This is a genomic window from Desulfoplanes sp., from assembly GCF_054921335.1.
On sequence record NZ_JBUDSQ010000062.1, the window covers coordinates 1 to 16,718 of the forward strand.

Below are 16,718 nucleotides of genomic sequence, written 5' to 3' on the forward strand. Positions count from 1 at the left end.
ATTTCTCCTGTTCCGCGGTCAGCGGAGTGGATGCCAGAAGATCGATCATCCCGAGGATTCCATTCATGGGCGTTCGTATCTCATGGCTCATATTGGCCAGAAAGGCGGATTTGGCCCGAGTCGCCTCCTGGGCCTGCATTCGGGCGTTACGCAATCCGGTCACATCCAGGCCGTACTCGATCATCCCGATGATTTCCCCGTCATCGTTCTTGATCGGACCGGTAAAAACCTTCAATGCCTTGCCGGTAATCCGTTCCCGGGGGTCACCGGGTTCCGTCGTTTCCACAAAGGATTCACCGGTTGCGAGCACCTGGGGAAATTTGCACCAGGGGCAGGGAGATGTTCGTTTATGGAAAAAGGCGTAGCACTTCCGGCTGACGGCTTCTTCGCCACCGGCGACATATTCCTGTTTGACAATACCCGTCTTGTTTTCCCGCAGAATGTTGTACTCGATATCCATGACACTCAAAACCCCGGGAAGGGAATTGAAAATCGAACCGAGTATGCTCTTGGCATCCCATTTTTCCTTCAAGCCTTCCATTGATCACCCTTGGTGTATTGCCCTGTACCAGCCCTCTTTTCCCGTCGCCATCCAAACGGCCCTCTCCTTTTTGCACGTCCTCCTTGGGCGTATAGGCATGGCTTGCCGGGAGTATATGCACGGGGCGGTCTTCTGTAAAGCGACCCTGCCAAAATGACGGCCTTGCCTCCACTCCTGTCTTGGCATATTCTTTTTGCATATTGTCAGACAATTGTCTCATGCCCGCGCAGGAATCTCACAAACCGCCAACCATCCGAATACGGGGAGGGATGCCATGACAACAGTGTACAAAGTCGAAACCCAGGGGATCAGTCAGAATTTTGCCAAGAGCACCGGGGAGTACGAAAGTATCAAACGGGGGAGCATGGATCAGGAAGCCCTGCTCGACCTGCTGAACCGGGTCCGCCACATGGACGACCCGAGCGCTGCCGATCCGGACGGGGATCTCTGTCCACCCCATGTGCTGGTGGACGGCCCGTCCGGACAATTCAGCTTTGTGGTCGCCGGAAGCGGGGATTTCTACAATGTGGAACACGACGTCCATGTCTCGCCCATCGAAGCGGTATCAGTGGCCGGGGGGCTCAATCCTTCCGGAGGTACTACCCCGCAGCCACAAAACGTCCACCATAAATCCGTCCCCCACCCCCAGGCAGACAGCCGCCCCGCCCCTCGACCGGCCAAAAAGCCCGGTCTCTTCGGCAAACTGTTCAGCCTGTTCATGCTCTTTGTTCTCATCTTTGTCGCCCTGGTGGTATATGCCATGGTCATGGGAGACATTGACGACACCGCACTGCTCGTGATCACCGGCGTGGTCACCCTGCTCTGGCTGGTGTTCAAAAAACGGTTCCGCTCGTCACGAGCAACGGGCCCGACCGGCCATAATTCCCACAACTCGACCATGTATAATGATCCCATGTACGGCTCGGGCCGGTGGAACGGTCACCGGGATTACGAAGGCGACTCTTCGGGAAGCGACACAGGTGGGGGCGATGACGGCGGAAGTGATGATTGATCCATCCAAACCGGTACATTTGCAGAAAATCCTCTGCGTTGGCACGAAACCAGCTTAACGGGAACCATGAGTCGGCCTTTTGTCTTCAAACTCGCTTCCATCCTGCGGTACCGTGTCCAGCAGGAAGAGCAGGCCCAGATGGCCTTTTCCCAGGCAAAAGCCAGGTACGAACGACAGGGCAAGCTGGTCAGGGATCTCGCGGCCAAAATGCAGGAATGCGGGGCACGGTTCACTGCACAGAAGACCATGACCCAGGCCGATTTATGGCTCTGGGGCAACTACAGAGAGGGGCTGCACAAAGACCATGAGGAAGCGCAAGCCCTCCTTGGGAAATATGCCAGGGACGTGGAAAAAAAACGCACCCAGCTCACAACCAGCGCCAAGAACAGGAAACTCCTTGAAAAATTCAAGTCAAACCAGGCCAAAGAGCATGAAAAAAAAGAGCGCACCCTCGAACAAAAAGAATTCGACGAAACAGCGACCCTCCGCTTCGCCAAAACGTATTCCTAGGCTTTTCAAGGCTCTTATTGCCGTCGGCCTGCTCAAGCTCGCCCTGCTTGGTTACTATGGGGCCGGCCATTGGCTCCTGCCAAACGCACCCCTGACCGACCATTCCCGGGTCACCAATGTCCAAGTAGCCGAAGCAGCCCCCGCCAAATCCCAAGACCAACCCCCTGGCGATGCCGCAGCCGAACCGGAAAAGGACAAAGAGGGGACACCGGATGCATCCAACAAGGATGCGGACCCTGCCGTGGACGACCATGGGGCGCTCGCACAAAAATGGGCCGAAATCCGGGAAAAAAAGCAGGAACTGGCCCAGAGAGAAAAGGAATTGCGACGGCTGGAAAAATCCCTCGACGCCAAGCTGGCCAAAGAAAAACAGATCCAAACAAGTATCCGTAAGATGCTCGACGAGGCCAATGTCCTAAAAGACAAGAAGATCAAGCACTTGATCGACGTCTACTCAAACATGAAGGCCAAACAGGCCGCCCTGGTCCTCGAGTCCCTTGAGGAAGAGATCGCTGTCAAAATATTGTCGGGCATGCGTGGACGCAAGGCCGGTGAGATTCTGTCCTACGTCATCCCCAAGAAGGCGGCTCTGCTCTCGGAACGGCTGACCGACCTGCGCATTCCCTTTAGCGAATAGATGGATCGCCTTTGATTCCAAACAAAAAGGATCCCCTGCCTTCCCCCGGCATATGCCGGGGGAAGGCCCTGAAGCTGTCAGACAGTCGGTCCCATACCATCGGTTGCACCCTGCCGGACTTCAGGGTAGGCAGAACGAAATGATCCCTTTTTTCGTACAGCTATTCCTTGTACACGATCATTTCCATACCAAACGGTGTTTCTACCATCCCTCCACCGGAATCCCATTATGGCCCTGAACTCCAAAGTTTTGCTCAATTTTTGTCTAACCCCGGCCCTTGTTTGCGACCGGGACTTGACGATCCTCGACTTCAACGCACTTTTCGAAGAGGTCAGTGGCTATACCAGGGACGCCAAAACCCACATCTCCCTCACGAACATCTATCAAGGGCACGACCTGCACGAACTCCGCGGAAAACTCTCGCCGACCGACGTCTACTTCAGCCATTTCGGGTTCAAGGACTGCAATGAGGTCCTCCACAGCAGCTGGGCCAACATGACCGTGGACGACCAGGGACAGGTCCTCGTCACTTTCGAGATCCTGGGGGCCAAAAAAGCCGAGGAGACCGACCAGGAGTTCCAGGCATTCCATGATCCACTGACATCCCTGCCCAACCGTCTGCTCCTGGAAAAACGGATCAAGGCCGCCGCCGGAGAGTGCCGGGAAACAGGGAGCCACGCGGCGATCATTTTCGTGGATCTGGACGAATTCAAACCGATCAATGACACCTACGGCCACAAATGCGGTGACCACGTACTCATCGAAACATCCGAACGGATGCAAAAACTGGTCAGACAACACGACACCGTCGCCCGCATCGGCGGGGACGAATTCGTTCTCGTCTGCACGGGGATGCAGGAACCCGTGCACGCGGGATTGACGGCAAAACGTCTTATCCGGTCCATCATCCGCCCTGTCCAATGGCAGGACATGCAGGTACGGGTGAGCGCCAGTGTCGGCATCAGCATCATTCCGAACAATGGGCACGATATCGACGAACTGATCCATAAGGCGGACGAGGCCATGTATCTGGCCAAAAAATCCGGCAAGAACGGGTACTCTTTTTTTGACGAGGACAGTTATTTCCAGTAGCCGGGATCAAATTTTCACTCCAACAAGTGGGCCCATGGATACTACTTCAGTTGACCGATTAGGCGAGCAACTATCCCGGAAACTCCTTCCCTCCATCAGGGAAATGATCTCCGAGGAAATCTCCCGACAGCTCCCCTCCACACAGAAGACACAAAACGACGAGACCGAGTTCTTCAAGGCGTTGACCGAAGAGCTGATGGGCAAAATTTCCTCCATCTATCAGGAAGTGCATAGCCTGCAGAATCCCCAGGGTTCCGCTGACGGCCCCAAAAACAAGGCGCAGGTGGAGGCCGCGGCAGGGATGGTCACGGATGCCTCCGAGCGATTGACACAGATCATCGAACAGACGGAAAAGGCCACGTTTGACATATTGGACCGGGTCGACAGGGGGTTGGATACCCTCAACCAGCTCGAAACAATCCTTTCCCGGCGGATCGAGGACGGGCCGGACAGGGAAGAGATCAATGGTCTGACAACATCCCTGAACGACGACCTCTTGGGGATCACAACGGGCATGTCCTTCCAGGACCTGACGGGACAGCGCATCAAGCGGGTCATCGAGATGCTCCAGCGGGTCGAATCCATGACCGCGGATCTTTACGTCTCCACCGGCATCCTGCTCAAGACCCGCGAACGGAGTCCGGACAAGAATCTGGAACAGACCAAACAGGCTGCCCATGAAGCCGCCTCACAAGAGGATGTCGACACGTTGCTCGAACAGCTCAACGCCGGCTGACCACAATTCCCGAATATATCCATATACAAGGCCGGGCCCGGATGATGAACATCCGGGCCCGGCCTTGTATATGGATTGCCCCAAAGGGCAGTATGTATCCACTGAAGGAATCGTCTATTTGTCCAAGGAAAACCCCTTCTCCCGGAACAGCCGCAAACATGCCGCTGCGGCATCCTTGTCGTACAGGATCCCCGCGTTTTTTTCGATCTCGCCCAGAGCGATATCGATCCCCAACCCTTCGCGGTAGGGACGGTGGGAGGACATGGCCTCGACAACATCGGCCACGGCGATGATCCGGGCTTCCAAAAGGGTCTTTTCACCCTTGAGTCCCTGGGGATACCCCCGTCCATCGAGGCGTTCGTGATGCTGGAGCACAATATCGGCCACGGGCTTCAAATACTCCACCGTGGAAAGGATGTCGTACCCGAGACGGGGATGGTCCTTGATCAATTCAAATTCCGTGGCCCTCAACCGGGTCGGCTTGGCCAGAATATCCGAGGGGATGGCGATCTTTCCCAGATCGTGGATCATTCCGGCCAAACGGATGGTCTCCACCGTTTCAAAGGCAAGCCCCATCTCCCTGGCGATGGCCGATGCCAGCTCGGCCACCCGTTGCTGGTGGCCGGCCGTGTAGGCATCCTTCATTTCACCGGTCAGGGCGATAACGTGGACAATATCATCAAATGCCCGCCGAAGATCACTCAATGTCCTGTTCAGTTTGCGCGTGCGTTCGGCAACCTGTTCCTGCAGGGCCTTTTGGTGCCGCTTGTTCTGCATCTCCAGGCTCCGTCGCCGCAGCGCATTGGAGACATTGATAAGGACCTCGTTGATCCGGACAGGTTTGACCAGATAGCCATAAGCGCCGAAGTCCAGAGCGGTTTCCGCCAAAACGGAGTCATCGATACCCGTAACCATGATCACGGCAGTGTCCGAACGTTTCTCCCGCAGACTCCTGGCCAGATCCAGGCCATCGTCACCGCCCAGGTCGATATCACAGAGGACAAGATCGAATTCGATTTGATCGAAGGCTTCCAGGGCCTCGTTCGCGCTGGCGGCATCCGTGCAATTGTATTTGAAAGACTCGAGCAGATCCCTGATGAACTCCCGGATTTGGGGATCATCATCCACAATGAGGATGTTGACCAACGATGGATTCGATACCTTCACGCCAAACTCCTTAAACCGTTCGTTACAAGGGCCCGGTGGGACCATAAAAAAGGCCCCCTATACCGCAATGGTCATAGGGGGGTATAATCATCCCGAATAGATCCACTCCAGGATGGCCTTTTGCATGTGCAATCTGTTTTCGGCCTGGTCCCAGACAACGGACCGGTCTCCTTCAAGGACCGCCTCGGAAATCTCCTCTCCCCTGTGGGCGGGGAGACAGTGGAGGACCCTACACTGCGGATCGGCCACGGAGAGCAGCTCCTCATCGACCCGGAATCCGGCAAAGGCCGTCTCGCGCTTTTTTTGCTCCTCTTCCTGGCCCATGGAGGCCCAGACATCGGTATTGACATAGTGGGCCCCATTGACGGCCTCCCGGGGATCATGGGTGATCCAAACCCGTGCGCCCATCTGCGAGGCCCGCTCGAAAACCGCGGTGTCCGGTTCGTACCCCTCGGGCACGGCGACATTCAGCTGGAAAGGGAAATACACGGCCGCGTTGATCCAGGAATGGGCCATGTTGTTCCCATCGCCCACCCATGTGACCACAAGATCGGAGAAATCCGGGGTCCGCTCGTACATGGTCAAAAGATCGCTCATGATCTGACAGGGGTGGTACTCGTCCGTCAGGGCGTTGACCACCGGTATGGAACCGTACTCGACAAACGCATCCAACTTTTCCTGGCCAAAGGTGCGCATGACCAACCCATCAACGAACCGGGAAAGCACCCTTGCGGTGTCCTTGAGGGGCTCACTCCGCCCGAGCTGACAATCGCGGGGGGTCATGAACATGGTCTGACCGCCGAGATGACGAATGGCCACCTCAAACGAAGTCCGGGTCCGGGTGGAGGCCTTCTCGAAAATAAGGGCCAGGGTCTTCCCGTCGAGCAGGTCGCTACGGAATCCGGAGGTTTTCATGGCATGGGCACGACGGACCAACGCCGCGGCCTCGGACTGCTTAAGGTCCTTGATACTCAAAAAATGTTTCATGGTCGATTCTTGGGGGGCAAAAGATTGGTGGTGCACAGGATACTGGGGAACAAAAAGTCAAGGAAGACATATATACGAGGGCAGGGGATATTGTAAAGCCGGGAAGACCAAACGTTCCCGGCTGTTATTTCTTTGGGAGAAGAAGGGAGATCTCCCCTCCAGGCAGGATCAAGGGGCTCCGGAACCACCTCCCCGGGGATCTCCCGGCGAAGATGCTCCAAAAAGGCCGGGAAACGTTCCCAGGGACTCGGGACCGACCCATTCAGGATCGGTGGTCCAGGCCTTGAGCATACGGCCCAGGTCCTTGGAAAGGGTTTCCAAAACCAAATATTCCGGCGACTGGGGCATGCGGGTCTTGCTGGTCAGGACCATGTAGTCCCGGTCCCGACTCCCTTCCACCCGACCGGCCTGGGCGATGGACCAGACGAGCATGCGGGTTTCTGCCCCGTAGATCTTGAAATTGAGGGCCACGGATGTCGTCCCGGTCGCGCCCCCCTGCATGAATCGGGTTATTTCACCCACGGCCACAAGGTCGATCCCGTTGGCCCGGGCATGGTCACAGGCGGTTGCAATCCCGGCCCAGGGGGTCTTTGCATAGACCATCAGTCCGAAAATCCGCTCGGCAATCAGGTGCCCCCAGACTACCTGCCCCAGCTCCTCCCCAATCCGTCTGGAGTTGTCAATTTCTTGTCGGACCACAAAGGGATAGCAGATACAGCCAAGGGGACGCAGCGGCGGATTGAGGGGGGCGACCATCACCCGAGGCCTTGCCCGTTCCACCAGGGGATCGACATGGACGATCTGGGGACCGACGGTAGGTTCCCAGGCTATACAACCGGTTATAAACAACAAGAATGTCAGTCCGGCAACAACACGTTTCATAACCCTATCTCCGTCTTCGAAAGGATAAATGGTTCGGCGCGGGGGGCCCAAGCAAAAATGTCCGTGCAGGACCCCGCCGAACAAACCTCATGCAAAATTATAGCCAACAACAGATACAAACAGGTTTTGAACCGGGACGGAATTTCTGGTATCTTGTAAAAATCGTAACTATTCAGGTGCATTTCCAAGAACCAGAATTGCGGATGCGAGAAATGCATGGGAGTTAAGGAACGTAAAAGAGTTAAGCAATTATAGGTGGTTAGCATGTAGGTCTCCCATTTCCTAAAGTTCTTCACTCCTCCAATCTCCCGAATTTATTGGTCGGCACTCAGATTTGATGGTATATTTCAAGATGTTGCGATATTAACATGTTAACCCGAATAGTTACTAAAAATCATGCAAAAAATCCATTACGATCTCAGTCACATCCGCAGCCATGCAAGCGTAGCCCTGTTCGCCCCCAAGCCCAAGGAAGAGCCGAATCTGGAAGAGCTCATGGACATGCTCACCCAGCGCCCCATGGACAGCTTTCTGCACGCCTTTGCGGTCAGACAAACATTGTCCCTTCCTCGGGAAACAATCATGGCCCTGCAACAGCGTTTTGCAAAGGACCGGGTCATCATGTCGCTCGTGCTGGCCACCTGTCTCCTCAGAGACGATCTCAAAGAGGTCCTGAAAGTGGTCCCCGGGGAGAGGCAAAAGGAACTGGCCCGGATTTCTCCGCTCAACTACTGCCGGGTCCTTCTGCAAAATGACCACGCAGACCACCAAGCCCTTGTCCAAACCTTCCGAAAAAATATCGACGGGCATGAACCCGTCGGGTCCCTCGATATCCAACAGGTCTTCGACGAACGGATCCCATCCCCCACAGCCAATCCTTCTCCCCCCCCCATCGTTCAGATCAGACAGGAGATGGTCGAGGTAGCTCCGGAGCCATTGCCGCCCCGCATGCAGGTTTTCAAGGAGGCCATGCACAAGCTCTATTCCATCGGGGCCATCTTTGGTCAGGAAATGCGCCACCAGGCATCCCTGAGCCCCTGGGCCATACAGCGCAACTGGGCATTGGACGTCGGCACGACAATCGGCAAAAATGTCTTCCGACTGTCAGGACCGCAGACAAGTTACGGCCGGGGGCTGGATCTACCGGGGGCAAGGGTTTCCTGTGCCATGGAAATCGTGGAGCGTTTCTCGTCCTATGCAAATATCAGCGCCGGGATGGTCACCGGATGCACAAGGACATATCCCCTCGTCCGGGGAAGTTACGAGGAACTTCGTACTCAGGGAATGGACCCCCTGGATCCGGGGGAACTCTGTCTCGAAGTCCCCTACGCCGGGGAATCCCTGTACTGGATGGAGGGACACACGCATGGCGGCGGGCGGGCAAAAACGGTCCGCATCCCTGTCCAGTGCGCGTTCCTCTTTTCCAACCTGGACGAACCCGACCTGTTCAGCGGCCTGAGCTCCACGGGGTTGGCCGCAGGAACACTCATGGACCAGGCCAAGACCAACGCCATTGTCGAAGTCATCGAGAGGGACAGCAAGGGAACCCGGCTTTTCGATCCGTGCGCATGCTTCAGGATCGTTACGGACGATCCCGAGCTGGGTAGACTGCTCAAGCGCTACACCAATCGGGGCATCGAGGTCCAATTCCAGGACATCACCGGGGAATTGGGCGTTCCATGCTACCGCTGCTATGTCATCGGACCTGAAGGCCAGACCATCACCGGTACGGCCGCCAATCTCGACGGCAAAAAGGCCCTGGTGTCCGCCATGACCGAGACCCCCTACCCCTTCCCGAACGGCCCAAAATCGGGTCGCGACCCCAGAGACCTGCCCGTGAAAAAGGCCGAGGAGCTCCCCACCTTCGCCACCGGCTCACCCACGGGTGACCGCATCCTTCTGGAAACCCTGCTGGAAAAAAATGGCCTCACCGCCTATTACGGGGACCTGACCTCCAAAAGACTGGGATTCCCCGTTGTCAGGGCGATCATCCCGGGCCTGGAAATCATGACCGATTTCGACGGATTCTCCCGGGTCAGTCCCCGGTTGTATGGGCACTACGCGCAGATAACCGGCAAAGAATGATCCCCCATCCCCCCCCGTGCTCCCCCGATCGGCAACACCGAAAACGCCCGCCAGGCAATCTTCCCGGCGGGCGTTTTCGGTAGTAATACCATTTCCACTTTGTTCTGAGTCCATGGCATGTCAGTGTAGAAGCGGCTTCCAGCCGCTTTTCTTCGGTTAGAACTTAGTAACAATGGTATAAAACCATCACAACCCATTTTATAGTCCTGAAATAATCATAGCACGTTCCAGGATAATTGTCCGTCGCTGGACATCATCCACGGCGAATGCCGGGATCGTGGTGGAGGGGGGAACGCTCCCTGATTCCAATCTAGAGCCCACATTCTCCAAGATCCCGGACCAATTCCGGGAGGCCCTGCTTTTTGTCTGTTTTGTGTCATCTGTCCCCATTACAAACATGCTCCACCGCCATTTCCGTGAGGGAATACATGGTTTCGCCGTGGTCGTATCCGGCAAGATGGAGGATGCCGTGGGCGAGGAGGCGGACGAGGTGTTCTTGGGGGTCCTGCCCGTAGAGGTGGATTTCGCGGGACAGCGTATCGATAGACAGGGCGAGTTCCCCGAGAACGGTCCCGCTCTCGTCGGGAGAAGCGGGAAAACTGAGAATATTGGTCGGGCCGGTGCAGCCCATGAATGTCTCGTTCAAGGCTGCGATCGTGCTGTCGTCGACACAGTCGAGAAAGAGGTCCCGGTCCTGCAATCCCAAACACCGGAGGATCAAGACCAGCAGGGGAAAAAGTTCCGAGCGGCTCAAGGGAAGGGAGGGGTCCAGCCGGGCGTTGGTTTGGAGGTGGATCATGGCCCGCTCACTCCGTGTCGGTCCGGGAAAAACGTTCATAGGCATGGACGATCCGGCCCACCAGGGGATGGCGGATGACATCATCGTCCCTGAAGCGGACGAATCCTATCCCCTCTATTCCCTGGAGGATCTTGGCCGCCTGGACCAACCCTGACGGGGCCCTGCCGGGGAGGTCGATCTGGGTCACGTCCCCGGTGACCACGGCCCTGGCCCCGAACCCCATGCGGGTCAAAAACATCTTCATCTGCTCGGGCGTGGTGTTCTGGGCTTCGTCGAGGATAATGAAGGCATTGTTCAGGGTTCTTCCACGCATGAAGGCCAAGGGAGCGACTTCGATGAGCCCGGTTTCGAGCATCTCCTGGACCTTGCCCACGTCGAGCATATCATGGAGAGCATCATATAAAGGGCGCAGATACGGGGTGATCTTTTCCACCAGATCCCCGGGCAGGTACCCGAGCTTTTCTCCCGCCTCCACGGCCGGACGGGTCAGGATGACCCGCTTGACCTTTTTTTTCAAAAACGCGGACACCCCCAGGGCAACGGCCAGGTAGGTCTTGCCGGTTCCGGCCGGACCGATGCCGAAGGTCAAATCGTTCGTCCTGATGGACGAGAGATAATCCCGCTGGGTCACGGTGCGCGGACTGATGGTCTTTTTGGGCGAGACCACGAAGAGATTGTCCTGAAAAAACTTCTTGAGCGAGGTGTCCGGTTCCCTGGCCAGGATACGCAGGGCGCAATCCACGTCCTGGGTATGGATTTTATGTCCCGTACGGGCCAATTCATACAATTGGGTCAATGAAGAGTGGACCAGTTCGGCCTGTTCTCTGTCCCTGGATGCAATGAACACGGAGGTCGACCGGGTCTGGATATCCGCACCGGTCTTGTCACGGAGATAACGGATGTTCTTCTCTTGGGGGCCAAAGAGCTCTCGGGCCCCGTGGGCGTCCTCGAAATGGAGGGTGAAGGATGATTCCATGTGGTCTGCTGGTTGGTTTGGTGGAAAGGAAAAAAAATACAAGGCAAACGCGGGGTTTCGACGCCCATCCCCCTACCCGCTTTGTGCCTACCCGTCCAATGGCCAAAATCAGTACTGGCAAAGGGAGATCAAATCGGCTAGGGGGACCCTCAATGTCACACGGCTGGAATAAAAACATAAGAAAAGGCCCCCAACGATGGACCCTAAACTTTTTTTAACCACGTTCTTGACCCTGTTCGTCGCTGAAATAGGGGACAAGACCCAACTGGCCTGCATCTGCATGGCAGCCAAAACCCACAAACCGTGGACCGTCTGGCTGGGCGCTTCCGTAGCACTGGTCCTGGTCAGTTTGCTCGGGGTGCTCATGGCCCAGGTCATCACGCACTATATACCGGAAAACATCGTCAAGAAGGTGGCCGCAGCGATGTTCGTGGGCATCGGACTCCTCATGTTCGCGGACAAGGTCTAGCCACTTTAACCATACCGGCAGCCGCCACAAGGGAATTCCCGCATGGATATCTACGACATCTTTTTTTATCTTTCCCTGGGAGGAGGCTTTCTCATGGCCTTCAACCTCGGGGCCAACGATGTTGCCAACTCCATGGCCTCTGCCGTGGGGGCCAAAGCTATCTCGGTCCGTCAGGCAGTATTTATCGCGGGCTTTCTCAATTTCACCGGGGCGGTCTTTCTTGGTTCCCATGTCACGGCCACGGTAAGCAAAGGGATCATCAATCCGGACCAAATCACCGATCCTACATTGATCATGGTAGGAATGTTCTCCGCTCTTCTGGCCGCCGGTATATGGGTACTCATAGCGACCCTGACCTCTCTACCGGTCTCGTCCACCCATTCCATCGTTGGGGCGATCATGGGATTTGGACTCGTAGCCGGTGGACCTGACGTGGTCAATTGGCTCAAAATGGGCGGGGTTGTGCTCTCGTGGATCATCTCCCCTTTTGCTGCGGCAGCCATCGCCTTTCTCATCTTCAGCCACATCCGCCGGACCATTTTTTTCAGCCGACGATTCATCCACCAGGCCAAAAAATGGGGGCCTATATGGATGGGTTTCACCGTGTCCCTGGTGGCATTGTCCTTTCTGTACAAGACACCGGTCGGCAAAAAGCTGGCCCTCTCCTTCCCCATGGCCTTGGCGTTGATATTGGCCGTTTCCCTGAGTGTCTGGGGCCTTGGGAAATGGATGGTCAACAAACTCGTGCGTGATGAAAGCGAGGGGGCAGAGGGCGTGGAGCGTATTTTCCGCAAACTCCAGGTCGGCACCTCCTGCTACGTGGCCCTCTCCCAAGGGGCCAACGACGTGGCCAATGCCATCGGCCCGGTAGCGGCCATCTATCTCATCGCCCGGGAGCACCAACTCCTGGCCAAGGCCCAGGTTCCCATACCCGTGCTCGTTCTGGGGGGATTCGGGATCGCCCTGGGGATCGCCGTGCTCGGGCACAAGGTCATGTCCACAGTGGGCGACAAGATCACCCGCTTGACCAACACCCGCGGATTTGCCGTCGATTTTGGTGCGGCCAGCACGGTCCTGGCCGCGTCGAACATGGGCCTGCCGGTTTCCACGACCCATGCAACCGTCGGAGCGGTGGTCGGCGTGGGGCTGGCCCGTGGATTCTCGGCCGTTGATTTCGGAGTCCTGGGCAGGATCGTCATCTACTGGTTACTGACCGTCCCCATTGCCGCGTTCACGTCGATCATCATTTTCCAAGTGCTGCGCTGGACAATTTATTGAAATTTTTGAAATTTAAGAGATTTTAGAGATTTGAGAGACTTTTAAGATTTTAGATATTTTAGAGGGTTGGAGGGGATTGAGAGATTTTTGGGAGTACGGTGAGCGAGAAAAAATAGCTGTCCGCTCCACAATTTCTTAAATCTCTTACATTCTCCAATCCCAAAATTTAAGGAGCATCCCATGTCCAAACTTCCCTTTTTCGGCCTGTTGGCCCCCAAATCACCCATGGAAGGATTGGTCGAACACTACGACAAGATAGCCGAGTGCATCAATGTCATCAATGAATCCCTGGAGTGCTATATTTCCGGTGTGGGTGCCTGCCGGGAATTCACCGAACTGACCAGGGCAATCGATGCCATCGAGGACCACGCCGATTCCATCAAGCGAAACATCCGTAACCACCTTCCTAGACGACTGTTCATGTCCGTCGACAAGACATTGTTCCTCAACTACACCAAGAGCCAGGACAACATTCTGGATTCGGCCCAGGAGGCCCTACAATGGCTCGGCATGCGCCAGGTTGCCATCCCCGAAGGAACCTTCCAAAAAATGATCATCGATCTCCTTGAGGAGGTCAAAACGAGTACCGAACTTCTGGGACCCGCCCTGCGCGATACCATTGGATTCGTCCATGGCGAGACCGTGGACAGAACGGCCATCAAGCTAAAATACCAGGCAGTACGCAGACAGCACCACGATGCCCAGAAGCTGAGCCGAAAACTGACCGCGGCCATCTACAATTCAAACATGGACTTCAAGGACATCTACCAATTGATCCATTTCGTGGACTGCCTGGTGACCATGAGCCACGACAGCGAAAATTGTGCGGATATCTTGCGGACGATGATTGCGAGATAGAAAAGGGAAGGCGGGGAAAACGGAGACGGGAGACGGGAAAAAACGATGTCGGAGGTCCGGTGGGAGGGTGCCTTTATAGAGAGAAGGTATGTCCTGTCTCTGGATATGTCGGCACGCAGCAGCAATACCGTGCGGGGTTTACGGTTTTTTGTTGTACCTTCTGTCTCCCGTCTCCCGTCAGCTTTGCATAAGGTCTGCTAAAACCCGCAGGCTCCCTAAACATTCACGTGTCCTGTCTCCCGTCCTATCTCGTGTCTATCCTCAACCGCTCTTCCAACGACGCGTCCATCTCCACCAACAGACTTTCTTCGACCTGATCGACAAGAACCTGGCCCAGGGCGGCGCCCTTGATCTTGCGGACGTTCTTGACCCGGGCGCACATGACCTGCGCCTTGGCGGCCTGTTTTTGCCAGCTGGAAAGGGCCGCTATCACTGCTGCCTGCTCCAGACTGGTTCTGGGTACCTGCTGGGTGCTGAAATCCCGCTTCAGGATGACATGGGCTCCGGGGCCGTCCTGGGCATGGAACCAGTAATCCTGGGAACCTGCCAGTTGGCTGAGGAGCTGGTGGTTGGCCTTCTGGTTCCTGCCCCTGATGAGCAGAAACCCGTCACTGGTGCGGTAGAGATTGACCGCCAGTGACCGGTACTTCCCGGGGATGCCGCGCGCAGGACCACCCGACGATCCATGCCCCTGTTGCTCTCCCTTGCCGGCCATGCGGCCGGACCGTTCCACCTCTTCCATCTCCCCGGCCAGAACCTGCCTTCGGGCCTCCACGATGGGCAGTCCCCGTTCCCCCTTCCGGGCCTTGGCAAAAAACCGGGCCATGTTCTCGGTTACGGTCAGAGCCGGATCGAGTTGTAGGCTCACGCTCCCTTGCCTCCCATCATCCAGGCGGATTGTAGCAAGCCGTGCCGAACCGTCCAGTCTGTAGAGGTTGGCCTGCAGCAAACGGCCCTGCTCCTTGCCGGCGATCATCCGTTCGAGCTTTTTTCGGTCCCGATCGAGGCGTGCCAGGGCCTTTTTGAGATGCCGGACCCGCTTGGTCACAAGCCGCTTCTGTTCCTTGTCGCCGTTGACCATGCCGGCCACCAGGACCGAACCATAACTCTCGGCCGCGGCGAGAGCGGTCGAAAACCCCCTGGCATCCATGCGCCCATCGTTCCATAGACTGAGCCGGGCCTTCTCTCTGTCCCCCAGAATCCAGTAGGTTCGGGGCGGGATTCCCTTTTGCAGCCCGTCGAGCAGCACACGCCCGTCCTGCCTGCTCATCCCCACCAAACGGTGCCGGACCGGAGGGGTTATCTGCGGGTACCTCTCCCAGATACGCGCATGCGTGGCGATAGAATCCACATCCGGCCAATCCGGTTCCGCCCCGAAACCGGGATCGAGTCCGCCCGCAAGAGCGATTCCCTTGCGCAGATCCAGGATCATATGGCTTGCCGGCCGACTGTTGATGAGCCAGGCCATTCTACGCGAGGGCCAATCCACGACAACCCGAAGGATGCGATGGGAGCGGGTCCTCTTGCGCAACCACATGACCCGGCCCGAAGGCTGCTGTTTGTTGTCCGGTTTGGTTGGGGAGAGAAAAAAAAATCCCCGTGAAGGGGAGGCGTGGAGGATGAGATACCCGGGCGAACCCAGGTCAATGGTAAATGTGCCCGGAGCCGGATCGAAAATCTTTTCGATGCGTACACCGGTGATACGTGCCGCAAGCTCCCCTGCGGCATAGCGGAAAAAATTGGCTTCCATGCGAATTCACAGTCCTTGGTTCCCGACGGGGATGAGCATGACAGGAAGACAGAGGGGGCGCATGCCTCCGAGCAAAAGACACAAAACTACCTGCAAGGGTTTTGCCCTCATCGCAGGTGACCAAACGCAGGGGCACCCGTTACGGGTGCCCTGCAACCCGATCTATTGTCTCGGTTCAATCACCCCGCATCTTTTCTTCTTCCTCCTGCTTGCTCTTGCACTCGATACACAAGGTGGTCACAGGACGGGCCTTGAGTCGCGCCGTACCGATCTCTTCGCCGCACTCTTCACAGATCCCGAATGTTCCATCCTCGATACGTTCAAGAGCTTCCTCGATCTTCTTGATCAACTTGCGGTCACGGTCCCGTAACCGCAGCGTGAAGGTCCGGTCGGATTCCGCCGAGGCCCTGTCCGCCGGATCGGCATAGGCTTCACGGTTTTCGGACATATCCTCGAGCGTGTCCTCGCCCTGGCGCAGGATCCCCTGGAGCATCTCATTGAGATGATTGCGAAAAAAATCAAGATCTTTTGTATTCATGCGCAGCCTCCCCTTTTTCGATATATACTGAAGCATCCAAACCGGGTGGGTATATCCCAAGACATTGAAAAAAGTAAAGTAGCTACTAGCTGTAAGACAATTTATACACCATGCAAGCTCCGGGCGGACAGTGGCTTGGTGGACAATGGTATGGGGTTTCCGTTCCAGTCCTTGCCCACCTGTCCGTGTGCCTTGCCCGGGCCCAAAACGGGCGGACAAGAAGACATAACATTCCGTTATCATTCAACAAAAAACAACACCCGTCCAACCATACGACTTTCTTCAAGAATCCTGGTTTTTTTCTTGACACCCAATACCCCCTCGGATAGAAGGTCTTCCCTGTTGAGCGGGAATAACTCAGCGGTAGAGTGCAACCTTGCCAAGGTTGAAGTCGCGGGTTC

17 protein-coding genes are annotated in these 16,718 nt (G+C 56.3%); 9 read left to right on the plus strand and 8 right to left on the minus strand.

Translation table 11 applies throughout. From position 1 onward, the window contains the following. The coding region (locus ACY692_RS11530) for a histidine kinase dimerization/phospho-acceptor domain-containing protein (RefSeq protein WP_462325515.1) at positions 1–541 on the minus strand (541 nt) is incomplete at its 3' end. Positions 542–815: 274 nt separating this feature from the next. Here ACY692_RS11530 and ACY692_RS11535 point away from each other — a divergent pair. The 5 genes from ACY692_RS11535 (at position 816) to ACY692_RS11555 (ending at position 4,528) form a co-directional block, all read left to right on the plus strand. After that, positions 816–1,553 (plus strand): hypothetical protein, encoded by a 738-nt coding sequence (locus tag ACY692_RS11535; RefSeq protein ID WP_462325516.1) that lies wholly within the window; start codon positions 816–818, stop codon positions 1,551–1,553. 66 nt (positions 1,554–1,619) lie between these two features. Continuing rightward, on the plus strand, positions 1,620–2,063 hold the full coding sequence (gene fliJ / locus ACY692_RS11540; protein ID WP_462325517.1) for a flagellar export protein FliJ: 444 nt from the start codon (positions 1,620–1,622) through the stop codon (positions 2,061–2,063). Then, positions 1,984–2,700: a MotE family protein gene (locus ACY692_RS11545; protein ID WP_462325518.1), complete on the plus strand. Its 717-nt coding sequence runs from the start codon at positions 1,984–1,986 to the stop codon at positions 2,698–2,700. Before fliJ ends, ACY692_RS11545 begins: the two co-directional genes overlap by 80 nt. A gap of 228 nt (positions 2,701–2,928) precedes the next feature. After that, entirely contained in the window at positions 2,929–3,792 is an 864-nt protein-coding gene (locus ACY692_RS11550; protein WP_462325519.1) for a diguanylate cyclase domain-containing protein, read from the plus strand. A 34-nt stretch (positions 3,793–3,826) separates the two neighbouring features. Then, positions 3,827–4,528, plus strand: a complete 702-nt coding sequence (locus ACY692_RS11555; RefSeq protein WP_462325520.1) for a protein phosphatase CheZ — start codon at positions 3,827–3,829, stop codon at positions 4,526–4,528. A gap of 114 nt (positions 4,529–4,642) precedes the next feature. Here the strand turns inward: ACY692_RS11555 and ACY692_RS11560 are convergent, their stop codons facing one another. From ACY692_RS11560 to ACY692_RS11570, 3 genes are all read right to left on the minus strand, one after another. Continuing rightward, positions 4,643–5,695: an HD domain-containing phosphohydrolase gene (locus ACY692_RS11560; protein WP_462325521.1), complete on the minus strand. Its 1,053-nt coding sequence runs from the start codon at positions 5,693–5,695 to the stop codon at positions 4,643–4,645. Between the two features lie 87 nt (positions 5,696–5,782). After that, the gene (argF, locus tag ACY692_RS11565) at positions 5,783–6,682 is read right to left on the minus strand and encodes an ornithine carbamoyltransferase (RefSeq protein ID WP_462325522.1); all 900 of its coding nucleotides are present in this window, start codon (positions 6,680–6,682) and stop codon (positions 5,783–5,785) included. A 168-nt stretch (positions 6,683–6,850) separates the two neighbouring features. Then, positions 6,851–7,564: a hypothetical protein gene (locus tag ACY692_RS11570; protein ID WP_462325523.1), complete on the minus strand. Its 714-nt coding sequence runs from the start codon at positions 7,562–7,564 to the stop codon at positions 6,851–6,853. A gap of 396 nt (positions 7,565–7,960) precedes the next feature. Between ACY692_RS11570 and ACY692_RS11575 the strand changes: the two genes are divergently transcribed. After that, the gene (locus ACY692_RS11575) at positions 7,961–9,649 is read left to right on the plus strand and encodes a YcaO-like family protein (RefSeq protein WP_462325524.1); all 1,689 of its coding nucleotides are present in this window, start codon (positions 7,961–7,963) and stop codon (positions 9,647–9,649) included. Positions 9,650–10,025: 376 nt separating this feature from the next. On the opposite strand, the gene ybeY is transcribed toward ACY692_RS11575, so the two are convergent. Together ybeY and ACY692_RS11585 are read right to left on the minus strand one after the other, a co-directional pair. Beyond that, positions 10,026–10,493, minus strand: a complete 468-nt coding sequence (gene ybeY / locus ACY692_RS11580; RefSeq protein ID WP_462325525.1) for an rRNA maturation RNase YbeY — start codon at positions 10,491–10,493, stop codon at positions 10,026–10,028. Then, positions 10,456–11,424 (minus strand): PhoH family protein, encoded by a 969-nt coding sequence (locus ACY692_RS11585; protein ID WP_462325526.1) that lies wholly within the window; start codon positions 11,422–11,424, stop codon positions 10,456–10,458. The genes ybeY and ACY692_RS11585 overlap by 38 nt, the downstream gene beginning before the upstream one ends. 196 nt (positions 11,425–11,620) lie before the next feature. On the opposite strand from ACY692_RS11585, the gene ACY692_RS11590 reads away from it, so the two are divergent. The 3 genes from ACY692_RS11590 to ACY692_RS11600 all read left to right on the plus strand — a co-directional run bounded on the left by ACY692_RS11590 (position 11,621) and on the right by ACY692_RS11600 (position 14,029). Beyond that, a complete protein-coding gene (locus ACY692_RS11590) occupies positions 11,621–11,893 on the plus strand; it encodes a TMEM165/GDT1 family protein (protein ID WP_462325527.1) in 273 nt (90 codons plus the stop codon). 42 nt (positions 11,894–11,935) lie between these two features. Further along, positions 11,936–13,171 (plus strand): inorganic phosphate transporter, encoded by a 1,236-nt coding sequence (locus ACY692_RS11595; RefSeq protein WP_462325528.1) that lies wholly within the window; start codon positions 11,936–11,938, stop codon positions 13,169–13,171. Positions 13,172–13,351: 180 nt separating this feature from the next. After that, positions 13,352–14,029 (plus strand): DUF47 domain-containing protein, encoded by a 678-nt coding sequence (locus ACY692_RS11600; protein ID WP_462325529.1) that lies wholly within the window; start codon positions 13,352–13,354, stop codon positions 14,027–14,029. Positions 14,030–14,273: 244 nt separating this feature from the next. Here the strand turns inward: ACY692_RS11600 and ACY692_RS11605 are convergent, their stop codons facing one another. Then, positions 14,274–15,779 (minus strand): NFACT RNA binding domain-containing protein, encoded by a 1,506-nt coding sequence (locus ACY692_RS11605; RefSeq protein WP_462325530.1) that lies wholly within the window; start codon positions 15,777–15,779, stop codon positions 14,274–14,276. Positions 15,780–15,954: 175 nt separating this feature from the next. Continuing rightward, positions 15,955–16,317 (minus strand): RNA polymerase-binding protein DksA, encoded by a 363-nt coding sequence (gene dksA, locus ACY692_RS11610; RefSeq protein WP_462325531.1) that lies wholly within the window; start codon positions 16,315–16,317, stop codon positions 15,955–15,957. Positions 16,318–16,718 lie beyond the last annotated feature (401 nt).

Bases quoted from the DNA above. Each gene is read 5' to 3' on its own strand.
- ACY692_RS11535 (WP_462325516.1), top strand. From the start codon at position 816: ATGACAACAGTGTACAAAGTCGAAACCCAGGGGATCAGTCAGAATTTT.
- fliJ (WP_462325517.1), top strand. From the start codon at position 1,620: ATGAGTCGGCCTTTTGTCTTCAAACTCGCTTCCATCCTGCGGTACCGT.
- ACY692_RS11545 (WP_462325518.1), top strand. From the start codon at position 1,984: ATGAAAAAAAAGAGCGCACCCTCGAACAAAAAGAATTCGACGAAACAG.
- ACY692_RS11550 (WP_462325519.1), top strand. From the start codon at position 2,929: ATGGCCCTGAACTCCAAAGTTTTGCTCAATTTTTGTCTAACCCCGGCC.
- ACY692_RS11555 (WP_462325520.1), top strand. From the start codon at position 3,827: ATGGATACTACTTCAGTTGACCGATTAGGCGAGCAACTATCCCGGAAA.
- argF (WP_462325522.1), bottom strand. From the start codon at position 6,682: ATGAAACATTTTTTGAGTATCAAGGACCTTAAGCAGTCCGAGGCCGCG.
- ACY692_RS11570 (WP_462325523.1), bottom strand. From the start codon at position 7,564: ATGAAACGTGTTGTTGCCGGACTGACATTCTTGTTGTTTATAACCGGT.
- ACY692_RS11575 (WP_462325524.1), top strand. From the start codon at position 7,961: ATGCAAAAAATCCATTACGATCTCAGTCACATCCGCAGCCATGCAAGC.
- ybeY (WP_462325525.1), bottom strand. From the start codon at position 10,493: ATGCCTATGAACGTTTTTCCCGGACCGACACGGAGTGAGCGGGCCATG.
- ACY692_RS11585 (WP_462325526.1), bottom strand. From the start codon at position 11,424: ATGGAATCATCCTTCACCCTCCATTTCGAGGACGCCCACGGGGCCCGA.
- ACY692_RS11590 (WP_462325527.1), top strand. From the start codon at position 11,621: ATGGACCCTAAACTTTTTTTAACCACGTTCTTGACCCTGTTCGTCGCT.
- ACY692_RS11595 (WP_462325528.1), top strand. From the start codon at position 11,936: ATGGATATCTACGACATCTTTTTTTATCTTTCCCTGGGAGGAGGCTTT.
- ACY692_RS11600 (WP_462325529.1), top strand. From the start codon at position 13,352: ATGTCCAAACTTCCCTTTTTCGGCCTGTTGGCCCCCAAATCACCCATG.
- ACY692_RS11605 (WP_462325530.1), bottom strand. From the start codon at position 15,779: ATGGAAGCCAATTTTTTCCGCTATGCCGCAGGGGAGCTTGCGGCACGT.
- dksA (WP_462325531.1), bottom strand. From the start codon at position 16,317: ATGAATACAAAAGATCTTGATTTTTTTCGCAATCATCTCAATGAGATG.